6 protein-coding genes are annotated in these 14,354 nt (G+C 49.9%); 2 read left to right on the top strand and 4 right to left on the bottom strand.

Translation table 11 applies throughout. The annotated features are described in order from the left end of the window. Window positions 1-5 precede the first annotated feature (5 nt). The 4 genes from comJ to hxlA form a co-directional block, all read right to left on the bottom strand. Window positions 6-404, bottom strand: a complete 399-nt coding sequence (gene comJ, locus ABK447_RS18990) for a competence protein ComJ (protein ID WP_007609299.1) — start codon at window positions 402-404, stop codon at window positions 6-8. A gap of 20 nt (window positions 405-424) precedes the next feature. Next, entirely contained in the window at window positions 425-862 is a 438-nt protein-coding gene (locus tag ABK447_RS18985; RefSeq protein ID WP_003156588.1) for a NucA/NucB deoxyribonuclease domain-containing protein, read from the bottom strand. A gap of 358 nt (window positions 863-1,220) precedes the next feature. Beyond that, on the bottom strand, window positions 1,221-1,778 hold the full coding sequence (gene hxlB / locus ABK447_RS18980) for a 6-phospho-3-hexuloisomerase (RefSeq protein WP_007409354.1): 558 nt from the start codon (window positions 1,776-1,778) through the stop codon (window positions 1,221-1,223). Beyond that, on the bottom strand, window positions 1,775-2,410 hold the full coding sequence (gene hxlA / locus ABK447_RS18975; protein WP_015239130.1) for a 3-hexulose-6-phosphate synthase: 636 nt from the start codon (window positions 2,408-2,410) through the stop codon (window positions 1,775-1,777). The genes hxlB and hxlA overlap by 4 nt, the downstream gene beginning before the upstream one ends. A gap of 231 nt (window positions 2,411-2,641) precedes the next feature. On the opposite strand from hxlA, the gene ABK447_RS18970 reads away from it, so the two are divergent. Then, window positions 2,642-3,004, top strand: coding sequence for a helix-turn-helix domain-containing protein (locus ABK447_RS18970; RefSeq protein WP_007409352.1), 363 nt, complete (start codon window positions 2,642-2,644; stop codon window positions 3,002-3,004). A 591-nt stretch (window positions 3,005-3,595) separates the two neighbouring features. After that, entirely contained in the window at window positions 3,596-14,350 is a 10,755-nt protein-coding gene (gene srfAA, locus ABK447_RS18965) for a surfactin non-ribosomal peptide synthetase SrfAA (protein WP_094031492.1), read from the top strand. Window positions 14,351-14,354 lie beyond the last annotated feature (4 nt).

Genomic DNA, 14,354 nt, shown 5'->3' with positions numbered 1-14,354 from the left:
TTCTTTTACATTGCGGCTGCATCAATAATATACGTATCCGCATGAAGATCGGATATTTCGGCAGGCACTGAATAACAGGTAAGGCTGTATCGGCCTTTCGGAATATGAAAGAAAAGCCGCTTGGACATCACGCTTTCAATCTCAATTCCATCTTTTACAGCCTCAAAGGGAACAGTCGCTTTTTTCTCATAGGATGGTACCGGTTCACTTGTGTTAAGCCTGAGAACGATAAATGCCCTCGTATTTCTCCTTGCCTCAAATGAAACAGCTCCGTCAGCTTCCGCATATCCTTTTTCAATGGCTTCATCGGTCCAATCGATAACAGGCGGTTCTGAATCTTTTTGGAAGATTGTAAATTGATGATAAGAAATGGCCAGTTCTTGCGGTTTCCATGATTTAATCAATGCGCTGTTCCTCCTGTTTTTTACTTAATTTTAAATAATACTCTCGTTCCGTCGGGATCATTGGTAAGCTGGTGTCCGACCCATGAGCCGGCTCCGCGGTTGTCTGCCGGAGAAATATATTCTACGGAGGCGTTGTTTCCGCCCTGTTTACAAACCGCCATCGGCCATTCATCCCTATCGTATCCCGTTTTGACGGGCACATGTTTAAGAGATTGCTCACGCCGCTTATGTACTCCGTCTCTGTCAATGGTGCATATGCTGGAATGTCCTTCTTTTATCGCGTCCTTAATATGCTTTGCTGTTTCCGGATATCGATCGGACGGAAATAAGATTACTTTGTCGTAATCACTCTTCTGAACGGTCTGCTCGTTATCTGAGAAAAGATCACCCTTGATCAGGGCCGCGACTGCTCCGGCAATGATGATAAGAACAAGCAGCAGTGCTTTTAATGTTTTCAAGAGTATCAATCACCTCCAGTTTTAATTGCTGTAAAGCTGGTCCAAGAATAAAGCAGAATCGGCCGGCTGTAAAGCTGTTAAAATATATTTCTCAGCCGCAATTCAGCTGAATATCTGTAAAACCATCCGCACAAATCAACTTTATTCATTAAAAATTCGATCAGAAAGTGTTTTTTGCCGTTTCCCTATTCAGAAATGAATAGTTGCGGGTGTATCGTCAATTGAATTATTATAGCGATAAGCTCACCGCAGGATATCTTTGTCTGCGAGTGTCCGACCCGAAAAACTTGGCCGTCTTGTCACCGTGCGCAACAGGACGATAAAAAGACGGCCATCTGATAAGAAGGCCGTCAGCAAATCATTCCAGATTCGCATGCTTTGTAAACATGTCTGCTGAATTCAATTCTTTTTTCTCCATGATTTTTAGAATAACCGCATCGTAAAACAGCAGAAGAGTTTGTTCGAATAAAGAACCCATCGGCTGAATCGTCTTTCTGTCTCCGCCGGTCTCTTCCTTAGGAGAGCCGGGAATCGTTATTGTAAGATCCGCAAGTTTGCCGAGACTTGAGTCGGGGTTAATCGTTAATGCAGTGATGATGCCGTTAAGGCTTTTGGCTTTTTCAGCTGTATGAAGCAGACTTTTTGTTTCGCCTGAGCCTGAGCCGATGATGACGAGACCGCCTTCTTGGAGGGGAGGGGTAAGCGTCTCACCGACGATGTAAGCGTTCAGGCCGATGTGCATCATCCTCATGGCGAACGCTTTAGCCATAAAGCCGGAACGTCCCGCTCCGGACGTGAAGATTTGATCTGCCGATAAAATCTGATCCGCAAGCTTGTCAGCTTCACTGTCGGATATTAATGCTGCGGTGCGGGATATTTCATTTAGTATTTCATGTAAGTATTCAGTCGTTTTCATGATCCTTGTGTGATCAGCTGTTTCATTTTAGCAGCAGCATCCGCTTTATTGTCAGCTCCCGTAATGCCTCCGCCGACAATGATTAAATCTGGGTTTTGTTTGATGGCTTCAGGAAGCGTATCAAGTTTAATGCCTCCGGCAATTGCGGTTTTAGCGCTCTTGACCGCTTTTTTAATCGCCGTCAGTTCCTCGAATGAATTTTTTCCTTCTGCTTGAAGATCATAACCTGTGTGAACACAAATATAATCAACACCGAGTTGGTCAATTTCTTTTGCCCGTGTTTCAAGGTTTTTTACGTTAATCATGTCGACGAGGATTTTTTTCTGCTGTTTTTTTGCTTCGGCAACCGCCCCTTTGATCGTTGAGTCGTCTGTCGCTCCTAAAACGGTGATGATGTCGGCTCCCGCTTCTGCCGCTTTCATGATCTCGTAACCGCCTGCATCCATGATTTTAAGATCGGCAAGCACTTTCAAGTGAGGAAAGGCTGTTTTCATTTCCTGCACGGCTTTCAGGCCTTCATTAATGACAACGGGAGTGCCGATTTCTACAACATCTATATATGGTTCGACCTCTTTCACAAGTTCAATTGCTTCCGGGATATTTACTAAGTCTAATGCCAGCTGTAATTCCACTTTATATCCACTCCTCTTTTTTATGTATTTTCATTCTATAGAGTGCCCCGCATGTTGAGAAGTACGCACTTTGAAGTCTAATAGTTACTTTGAGGATACTGTCCCCGCAGGCAATGCGCTTTGTTTCAGCAAAACTGCGTGGTAGTATAAACTGATGAAAGTTGTGTGAAAAAGTAAGCGTGTATGAATAGATGATGACCGTACAAAAAGTAAGAGGAAGGAGAATTGTCCGTGAGCCGAATGGATGAGAAAACGTTTAATTGCGAAAAGGAATTGACGCTTGCCGTGATAGGCGGGAAGTGGAAAATGCTGATTATGTGGCACTTGGGAAAAGAAGGGACGAAGCGGTTTAATGAGCTGAAAGCTTTAATTCCGGATATTACGCACAAAATTCTTGTGAATCAGCTCAGGGAGCTGGAGCAGGATCTGATCGTTCACAGGGAAGTTTACCCTGTCGTCCCTCCGAAAGTGGAGTATTCTTTAACGGCGCAAGGAGAAAGCCTTATGCCGATTCTGGACGCCATGTATAAGTGGGGAAAAGATTATATGGAATTAATCAACATTGATAAAACTGCAATAAAGGAATCTTTTTGAAGTGCTCTATGTAAAATAGAGTGCTTTTTTTGCGGTTTAATGAAATCATATTGCGAACATTCGGACTGTCTGTTTCGGTTCTTGCGCTGTTTTTTCCGGGTCAGCTTACGTACGTAAATTTTTTTCATTCTGCCATAACTGGATATTCGACAGATTTTCATTATAGTTTAAAGATTTTTAATTTTACGTAAATAATATTTTTGAAAATAAATTGCGGGATGCCGCAAAATACCCTCTGGATTTGTCGGAATTTTTTTCGGTGTGCCGCATGAAACTTTTCACCCATTTTTCGGTGATAAAAACAATATTTTCATATAAAGTGAACGTAAGTAGATATATAGAAATACATGCAGAAATAGGTAAACCTTTCGTGCTTACAATCAATGGCTTTTTGTCTTGATTTCTCATAAATTTGATGCCGCATTTCGGACTGCGCGGGTGAACGGATGACGGATTTCGGCGGTGATTGAATCGGGATCGTTTTTGGAGGTAAGTGGTTCTTTTGGCTTGAGAATGAGTTAGGGACATAGAGGGAGGCTGTTTCTAAGGGAGAATTGACATCTTTATCTTAAAAAGGGGAGGCGCACACATATGGAAATAACTTTTTATCCTTTAACAAATGCTCAAAAACGTATCTGGTATACAGAAAAATTCTATCCGAACACAAGTATTTCAAATCTTGCCGGGTTCGGGAAACTCATTTCTGAAGACGGCGTACAGGCTCATTACGTTGAGAAAGCGATACAGGAATTCGTCCGGCGGTATGAGTCGATGAGAATCCGTCTGCGGCTTGATGATGAGGGGGAGCCCGTTCAATATGTGAGCGAATACCGTCCGCTCTCTATCGGGCACACAGATATCAGGCAAGCCGGCTGCTCTGCGGACGAGCTGTCCAAATGGGGGCGTGAAGAAGCTGGCAAGCCTCTGGCGTTATATGATCAGGATTTATTCCGTTTTTCCGTGCACACGATCAGTGAAAATGAGGTCTGGTTTTACGCTAATGTGCATCACATTATTTCAGACGGGATTTCCATGACGATTCTGGGCAATGCGATTACTGATATTTATTTGGAGCTTTCAGGCGGGACAAGTGAGGAACAGACGGAGATTCCTTCTTTTATCGAGCACGTGCTGACAGAGCAGGAATATGTGCAGTCGAAGCGGTTTAAAAAGGATCGGGATTTTTGGAACGGGCAGTTTGAGACCGTGCCGGAGCTTGTGTCCCTGAAACGGAGCCAGGCAGATGCGGGTCTTGATGCGAAACGGTTTTCTCAAGAAATTCCTCACGACTTATATGGCCGCATTCATTCATTCTGCGAGGAGCATAAAGTCAGCGTACTATCTCTGTTCCAGTCAGCTCTGATCACTTATCTCTACAAAGTGACCGGCCGGGATGACGTTGTCACGGGTACGTTTATGGGAAACCGGACGAATGCGAAAGAAAAGCAGATGCTCGGAATGTTCGTATCTACGGTGCCTGTGCGGACAAGCGTTGACGGAGGACAGTCGTTCTTGGAATTCGTTAAAGGCCGGATGAAGGATCTGATGAAAATTCTCCGCCACCAAAAGTATCCGTATAACCTGCTTGTCAATGATTTGCGCGCTTCGAAAAGTTCGCTGAGCAGATTGTTTACGGTGGCTCTGGAGTACCAGGTGATGCAGTGGCAGAAAAAAGAGAATCTGTCCTTCCTGACAGACCCTATTTTCAGCGGAAGCGGTACAAATGATATTTCAATTCATGTGAAGGAACGATGGGACACCGGGAAATTGACAATTGATTTTGACTATCGCAGCGACATTTTCAAGGGGGAAGAGATTGAATCTGTTTCTGAACGTTTGATCACGCTGATTGAAGATGCGATTTCATCTCCTGATCGCATAATTGATGAACTTACTCTTCTTTCTGAATCCGAGAAAGAGCGGCTGTTGAAACGGGCCTCCGGCAATCCGGTGAATTACCGCGGAGAGATGACGATACCGGGGCTGTTTGAAGAGAAAGTGAAGTCACTGTCTGACAAACCCGCGGTTGTGTATGAAGGCCGAACATTGTCCTATCGCACATTGCATGAACAGTCAGGCCGTATCGCCGGACGCCTTCTTCAAGCCGGGATATCAGCCGATTCTCCTGTCGCGGTGCTGCTTGGCCGTTCTGAGCGTGTCATTGCGGCAATATTGGGAATTTTGAAAGCGGGCGGCGCCTATGTGCCGATAGATCCTGACTTTCCGGCGGATCGGATTCAGTACATTTTGGAGGACAGCGGAGCGAAGGCTGTTCTGACGGAGGCCGGAATACAGGCGCCCGCAGCGGATGCCGAACGGATTGATTTTGACGAGGCTGTTCAGTATGAGACGGCTGCGGACGGTGTCAGCACACAATCAGACCGGCTGGCTTACATCATCTATACGTCAGGTACAACGGGGCGGCCGAAAGGCGTGATGATTGAGCACCGGCAAGTTCATCATCTGGTGCAATCACTGCAGCAGGAGATTTATCAATGCGGTGAGCAGACATTAAGAATGGCGCTTTTGGCTCCGTTTCATTTTGATGCGTCCGTCAAACAGATTTTTGCCTCGCTTCTTTTGGGACAGACGCTTTATATCGTGCCGAAAACGACTGTAACGAATGGCTCGGCACTGCTGGACTATTATCGTCAAAACCGGATTGAAGCCACTGACGGAACGCCTGCGCATCTGCAGATGATGGTTGCGGCGGGAGATGTCAGCGGAATTGAATTGCGCCACATGCTCATTGGGGGAGAGGGCCTGTCCGCCGCTGTTGCCGAGCAGCTGATGACGCTCTTTCATCAATCGGGCAGGACGCCGCGTCTGACGAATGTCTATGGGCCGACAGAAACGTGCGTAGATGCGTCCGTGCATCAGGTGTCAGCGGATAACGGAATGAATCAACAGGCGGCGTACGTTCCGATCGGAAAACCGCTCGGCAACGCCCGTCTGTATATATTGGATAAGCACCAGCGGCTTCAGCCCGACGGCACGGCCGGTGAGCTGTATATCGCGGGTGACGGTGTAGGCCGCGGCTATTTAAATCTTCCGGATTTGACCGCAGAGAAGTTTTTGCAGGACCCGTTTAACGGAATCGGCCGCATGTACCGCACGGGTGATATGGCGCGCTGGCTGCCGGACGGGACGATCGAATATATCGGCCGTGAAGATGATCAGGTGAAAGTCCGGGGCTACCGCATTGAGCTGGGAGAAATTGAAACGGTGCTCAGAAAAGCTCCGGGCGCGGCGCAGGCCGTCGTGCTGGCACGGCCGGATCAGCAGGGCAGCTTAGATGTCTGCGCATATATCGTTCAGGAAAAAGGAACCGAGTTTCACCCTGCCGAGTACAGGGAGTATGTGTCCAAGCACCTTCCTGATTACATGGTGCCCGCTTACTTTACAAAAACGGACGAAATTCCGCTCACGCCGAGCGGGAAGGCGGACCGCAAAAAGCTGTTTGAGCTTGATGTGCAGGCTGTCAGCTCATCCGAATATGCCGCGCCGAGAAATGAAACGGAGGAAACACTTGCCGTCATCTGGCAGGAAGTTCTCGGAATGGACAAGGCGGGCATTTATGATCATTTCTTCGAGTCAGGCGGTCATTCATTAAAGGCAATGACGCTTCTGACGAAAATTCATAAGCAAATGGGCGTTGAAATTCCGCTGCAATACTTGTTTGAGCATCCGACGATTGCGGCGCTTGCCGATTATGCGGAAAACCGAAACGAAGGACCGGCATTCAGGGCAATTGAGCCGGCTGAGAAGCAGGCGAGCTATCCGCTTTCGCTCGCTCAGCAGCGGACTTATATCGCAAGCCAATTTGAAGACGCGGGAGTCGGATATAACATGCCGGCTGCGGCCATGATTGAGGGCGCTTTAGACCGTGAAAAGCTTGAGCGTGCATTTTCTGCCTTAATCAGCAGGCATGAAGCGCTCAGAACATCGTTTCAATCAGAGGACGGCACGCCGAGACAAGTGATTGGCGAGCATGTTCCGTTTCATATTGAAATGATCGAAGCGCGCGGAAGAACGAATGAACAGGTCATGAAGGACTTTGTGCGCCGTTTTGATTTATCTGAGGCGCCGCTGTTCAGAATCGGCCTGCAAACGCTCGGTCACAATCGCCATATGCTGCTGTTTGATATGCATCACCTGATTTCTGACGGGGTGTCTATTTCCATCATGCTGAAGGAACTGGCTGACATCTACGGCGGAAATCAGCTGCCTGAATTGCGCATTCAATATAAAGATTATGCCGTATGGCAGGCGGAACGGGCGAAAGCAGGCTACAAGAAGGAGCGGGCGTACTGGAAAGAAGTCTTCAGCGGCGAACTGCCGGTGCTTCAGCTGCTCCCTGATTATCCGCGGCCGCAGGTGCAAAGCTTTGAAGGTGACCGCGTGTCCGCCAAGCTGCCGAAAATGCTGCGGGAACGGCTGCAGAAGCTTGCCGAGAAAAACGGAGCCACCCTTTACATGGTGCTGTTATCAGCATACTATACGCTGCTTTCTAAGTATTCGGGACAGGAAGACATCATCGTGGGAACACCGTCAGCGGGAAGAAATCACTCCGATACCGAGGGGCTCATCGGGATGTTTGTCAACACGCTTGCGCTGCGAAGCTCCGTGAAGCAGGATCAGACATTTGCCGGCTTGTTAGGTCATGTGCGCAAGCAGGTGCTGGATGCGTTTTCTCATCAGGATTATCCGTTTGAGTGGCTGACCGAGGAGCTGAACGTGCCCCGGGACATGAGCAGGCATCCGATATTTGACACGATGTTCAGTCTGCAAAATGCTTCGGACGGAATTGCGGAGATCGGTAATCTGACGCTGTCTCTTCATGAAACAAACTTCAATATCGCCAAATTCGACCTGACCATGCAGGCTCGGGAAACAGCGGAAGGCATTGCGCTTGATTTGGATTATTGCACGAAGCTGTTTAAGCGCTCAACTGCGGATCGCATGCTTGCGCACTATGTCCGTCTGCTGGAGAGCGCGGCAGCTCAGCCGGATGCGAAAATCAGCGAATATGATCTGCTTTCTGAACGGGAGGCTTTGAATCAATTACAGCGGTTCAACCCGGAACGCACGGTATACCCGAAAGATCAAACGATCGTGCAGATCTTTGAAGAACAAGCCCGAAAGAACCCTGACCGGACGGCTCTACAGTTCGAAGGGGAAACCCTGTCGTATCAGCAGCTGAATGAACGCGCCAACAGGCTTGCGCGGCATATTCTTTCGGTCGGAGGCGGCGGAAAAACCGCGGCTGTTCTGTGTGAACGGTCAATGGATATGATTGTTTCCATTATGGCTGTGTTAAAAGCGGGGTCCGCCTATGTGCCGATTGATCCTGAGCATCCGGTTCAGCGGATTCAGCATTTCTTCCGCGACAGCGGGGCGAATGTGCTCCTGACTCAGCAAAGCCTCAAGCCGATTGCGGAAAAGGCCGGTTTTCAAGGCGTCATTGTGCTTGCTGATGATGAGGCGAGCTATGAAAAGGACTCTCACAATCCAGCATTGCCGTTTGATTCCAAAACGATTGCCAATCTCACTTATACATCAGGCACGACGGGAACGCCGAAAGGAAACATCGTCACACATGCCAACATTTTGCGGACGGTAAAAAACACGAACTATTTGACCGTTTCTGAAGAAGATACAGTGCTCGGTCTGTCAAACTACGTCTTTGACGCCTTTATGTTTGATATGTTCGGTTCGCTGTTAAACGGTGCAAAGCTTGTGATCGTCCCGAAAGATACGGTGCTGGACATGACCCGCCTGTCCCGTGTCATCAAACGGGAGAACGTCAGCATTCTGATGATTACGACGGCCCTGTTCCACCTGCTTGTTGATATGGAGCCGTCCTGTCTGACGACGCTTCGGAAAATCATGTTCGGGGGCGAAAGAGCGTCTGTAGAACATGTCAAAAAGGCGCTTGCGGCAGTCGGAAAAGGAAGACTGCTTCATATGTACGGTCCGTCGGAAAGCACGGTGTTTGCGACATACCATCCGGTGGATGTCATTGAAGAGGATACGCTCTCCGTTCCGATCGGTAAACCGGTCAGCAATACGGAAGTCTTTATCATGAACTCAGCCGGACGCATTCAGCCGGCGGGTATCGCGGGAGAGCTGTGCGTCAGCGGGGAAGGACTCGTAGAAGGCTACTACAACCGTCCTGAACTGACGGAAGAAAAATTTGTAAAGCATCCGTTTAAGGAAGGTGAACGGATGTATAAAACGGGCGACTTGGCCAGATGGCTTCCGAATGGCGATATCGAGTTTATCGGACGTATCGACCATCAGGTGAAAATCCGCGGTCAGCGGATTGAGCTTGGCGAAATTGAGCATCAGCTCCAAAGTCATGACCAGATTCAGGAATGTATTGTGCTCGCTGTGGATCAGGGTGCGGGTGACAAACTTCTTTGCGCGTATGTTGTCGGCCTCAGGGAAATCTCTTCCCGGGAGCTGAGGGAGCATACGGCGAAGGATCTTCCGGCTTATATGATTCCGTCCGTCTTTATTCAATTGGATGAACTGCCTCTTACAGGGAACGGAAAAATCGACAGGCGGGCGCTGCCGATGCCGGATGTGACCGCAGCGAATGCCGTGTCATATACGGCGCCGCGCAATGAAACAGAACAAAAACTGGCGGATATTTGGGCTGAGGTGCTGCAAATGGAGCGGGTCGGCGTCCATGATCAGTTCTTTGAGATCGGGGGCCACTCGTTAGCGGGGATGAAACTGCTGGCCCTTATCCAGAAGACATTCGGCGTGCAGCTTACCTTAAAGGATCTGTTCACTTCTCCGACGGCCGCGGGGCTGGCGCAGCTGATTGAAGGGGCTGAGCGGAAGGCGGCTGAGAGCATCGCACCGGCGGCCGAGCGGGAAACGTATCCGGTTTCTTCACCGCAGAAGCGGATGTTCGTGCTTCAGCAGCTGGAAGGCGCTGAAACAAGCTATAACATGCCGTCTGTGCTCCGCTTAAAAGGAAAGCTTGATGCGGAAAAGCTGAAATCCGTCATGAAACAGCTGACAGAACGCCATGAAGCCTTCAGAACGACATTTGACATAAAGGATGGGGAAACGGTTCAGCGCATATGGACGGAAGCTGATATCGACATGGAATATTATGAAGCCTCTGAAGAAGATGCTGAACGGATTATTCAGAGCTTTATCCGGCCGTTCCGCCTGGATCAGCTTCCTCTCGTCAGAACGGGACTGGTCAAGCTGGCTGAACATGACCACCTGCTGCTGTTTGACATGCACCATATCATTTCGGACGGCGCTTCAGTCGGCGTGCTGATAGATGAACTGTCCCGCTTGTATGGCGGCGAAACGCTTGAGCCGCTGCGGATTCATTATAAAGACTATGCGGTATGGCAGCAGAAATTTATTCAATCAGAGCAGTACCGCAAGCAGGAGGAGCATTGGCTTCGGGAGCTTGACGGCGAGCTTCCGGTATTGACGCTGCCGGCTGATTACAGCCGTCCGGCCGTGCAAACCTTTGAAGGAGACAAGCTGGTCTTTTCTCTGACTGAGGAACAGACGTCGGCTCTTCGCAGTCTTGCGAAACAAACGGATTCTACCATGTACATGGTGCTGCTGGCGACATACAGCGCCTTTCTATCAAAACTGAGCGGACAGCATGACATCATTGTCGGCTCGCCGGTTGCGGGACGGTCACATGCGGATCTCGCAAACGTCATCGGTGTTTTTGTGAATACACTCGCGCTTCGTACGTATCCGGAAGCGGACAAAACGTTCACGGACTATCTTAAAGAAGTAAAACAAACCGCTTTACATGCATTTGACGCGCAGGATTATCCGCTTGAAGACCTTCTGCAAAAGGTTGAGGTGCAGCGTGATACGAGCAGAAATCCGCTGTTTGATGCGGTATTCTCAATGCAAAATGCAAATGCGGAAGATCTGGTCATGGAAGGAATTGAGCTGAAGCACCATCCGTTTGACAGAAAAACAGCCAAGTTTGACCTGACAATGACGGCTGAGGACACAGACGAAGGTTTAACGTTTGTGCTTGAATATAACACCGCGCTGTTTAAACCGGAAACGGCAGAGACATGGAAGCATTACTGGCTTCAACTGTTAGAAGCCGCAGCGGAAAATCCGGCTGCGAAGCTTTCTGAGCTTTCATTGGTGAATAAAACAGAAAAACAAGCTCTCCTCAACGCATGGAAGGGAAAAACACTTTCTGTGCCGCGGGACAAAACGGTTCACCGTCTCTTTGAAGAAACGGCCGCCCGCTACGCGAACCGGCCGGCCGCGGCATACAACGGCGCGAAATGGACGTACGGCGAGCTGAACGCAAGGGCGAACCGGATCGCGCGCATTCTCATGGACTGCGGCGTCACGGCTGACGAACGTGTCGGCATTTTGACGAAACCGTCCTTGGAAATGGCCGCGGGCGTACTCGGCGTCCTGAAAGCAGGCGCGGCATTTGTGCCGATTGATCCCGACTACCCGGAAGAGCGGATCAGCTACATTCTGCAGGACAGCGGCGCCAAGCTTCTTCTTACACAGGAAGCGCTCGACGTGCCGGAAAGCTACAACGGAGAAACGATTCTGCTTGACGGCAGCCGCTCCATTTTGAGCCTGCCGCTTGATGAAAACGATGAAGCGAACCCGCAGACGGAAACAACGGCGGATCATCTCGCTTATATGATTTACACGTCAGGAACGACCGGACAGCCGAAGGGTGTCATGGTCGAACACCATGCGCTGGTGAACCTGTGTTTCTGGCATCACGACGCATTCGCCATGACGGCGGATGATAAAAGCGCCAAATACGCGGGCTTCGGTTTTGACGCCTCTATCTGGGAAATGTTCCCGACATGGACCATCGGCGCGGAGCTTCACGTCATTGACGAAGCGATCCGGCTGGATATCACCCGCTTAAATCACTATTTCGAAGAGCACGGCGTGACCATCACTTTCCTGCCGACGCAGCTGGCCGAACAATTTATGGAGCTGGAAAATACCTCTCTCCGCATGCTTCTCGTCGGCGGCGACAAGCTGAAGCGGGCGGTGAAACAGCCGTACACGATCGTCAACAACTACGGCCCGACGGAAAACACCGTCGTCGCGACAAGCGGCGTCATCAATCCGGAGGAAGGATCGCTTTCCATCGGACGGGCGATTGCCAATACGAGAGCGTATATTCTCGGCGACGGCGATCAGGTGCAGCCGGAAGGCATTGCCGGTGAATTGTGCGTGGCCGGCCGCGGTCTGGCGCGCGGATACCTGAACCGTGAAGAAGAAACGGCGAAGCGGTTTACCGCAGATCCGTTCGTGCCCGGCGAGCGCATGTACCGGACCGGCGACCTCGTCAAATGGAACGCGCAGTGCGGCATCGAATACATCGGCCGTATTGACCAGCAGGTCAAAGTGCGGGGCTACCGGATCGAGCTTTCAGAAATCGAAGTCCGCCTCGCCCAGCTTGCGGACGTTCATGACGCAGCGGTGACGGCCGTGGAAGACAAAGCGGGCAATACCGCGCTTTGCGCCTATGTCGCGCCTCAGCAGGACGATATTGAAGCGCTCAAATCCGCGCTGAAAGACACGCTGCCTGACTACATGGTGCCGGCGTTCTGGGTGGAGATGGACGAGCTTCCGGTCACCGCAAACGGAAAGATTGACAAAAAAGCCCTGCCGGCGCCTGACATTGAAGCGGGAAGCGCGGCATACAAAGCGCCGGAAACGGAGATGGAGACGCTGCTTTCCGACATTTGGCAGGAAGTGCTCGGTCTTGACCAGATCGGCGTAAGCGATAATTTCTTCACGCTCGGCGGGGACTCGATCAAAGGCATCCAAATGGCGAGCCGTCTGAACCAGCACGGCTACAAGCTGGAGATGAAAGATCTCTTCCAGCATCCGACCATTGAAGAGCTCGTCTCCTATGTGGAGCGGACGGAAGGCAAGCAGGCCGACCAGGGCCCTGTCGAAGGCGAAGCGGCCTTAACGCCGATCCAGCGCTGGTTCTTTGAGAAGAACTTTACGGACAAACACCACTGGAACCAATCCGTCATGCTTCACGCGAAAGACGGCTTTGATCCGGAGATAACAGAAAAAACATTACATGTCCTGACGGTGCACCATGATGCGCTCCGGATGATTTATCGTGAACAAAAACCGTATTACAGAGGGCTTGAGGATGCGTCTGTTGAACTGAACGTCTTTGAGCTGAACGGACCTGCTGAAGACCATGAGGATCGTATCGAAAGGGAAGCAGACCGTCTTCAAAGCAGTATTTCACTGGAAACAGGACATCTCTTGAAAGCCGGGCTCTTCCGGGCTGAAGATGGAGACCACCTTCTTCTCGCAATCCATCACTTAGTCGTGGATGGTGTATCTTGGCGGATTTTACTGGAGGACTTTACGTCCGTGTATACGCAGCTGAAGCAAGGCAATGAACCGGCGCTGCCGCCGAAAACACATTCATTCGCCGAATTTGCCGAGAGAATCAAAGAATACGCAAATACGAAGGCGTTTCTGAAAGAAGCGGATTACTGGAGAGAGCTTGAGGAAAAAGAGGTATGCACTCAGCTTCCGAAAGACAGGCAGTCTGGTGATCAGCGCATGAGACATACGAGAACGGTCAGCTTCTCTCTGACGCCTGAACAAACTGAACAGCTGACGACAAACGTACATGAAGCCTATCACACCGAAATGAACGACATCCTGCTCACGGCGCTCGGACTGGCGCTGAAAGAGTGGACGGGTGAAGACACGATCGGCGTTCATTTGGAAGGCCACGGACGCGAAGACATTCTTGACGGCCTGAATATCACCCGGACGGTCGGATGGTTTACGAGCATGTATCCGATGATCCTTGAGATGAAGCACGCCGACGATCTTTCATATCAGCTGAAACAAATGAAAGAAGACATCAGACACATCCCGAACAAAGGAGTCGGCTACGGCATTCTGCGTTATGTAACGGCGCCTGAGCATAAAGAGAATCTTTCATTTGAGATTGATCCGGATATCAGCTTTAACTACTTAGGCCAGTTTAATGAGATGTCGGATTCCGGCTTATTTACAAGATCCGGGATGCCGTCAGGACAATCGCTGAGCCCTGACACAGAGAAGCCGAATGCGCTTGATATTGTCGGATTTATAGAAAATGGGCAGATGACGATGACGTTTGCCTATCATTCTCTCGAATTTCATGAAAAAACCATTCAATCGTTCAGTGACAGTTTTAAAGGGCACCTCTTGAAAATCATAGATCACTGCCTGGCCCAAGACGGACCTGAGCTTACGCCTAGCGATCTTGGCGATGATGATCTGACGCTTGATGAACTTGATAAATTAATGGAAATTCTCTAACAGA

The organism is Bacillus sp. hwrm1 (assembly GCF_040207805.1).
Taxonomy (GTDB): domain Bacteria; phylum Bacillota; class Bacilli; order Bacillales; family Bacillaceae; genus Bacillus; species Bacillus velezensis.
This window is presented reverse-complemented; position numbering and strand designations above follow the sequence as displayed.

Excerpts from the sequence above, each read along its gene's own strand:
- srfAA (WP_094031492.1), top strand. The coding sequence starts at position 3,596 with ATGGAAATAACTTTTTATCCTTTAACAAATGCTCAAAAACGTATCTGG.
- hxlB (WP_007409354.1), bottom strand. The coding sequence starts at position 1,778 with ATGAAAACGACTGAATACTTACATGAAATACTAAATGAAATATCCCGC.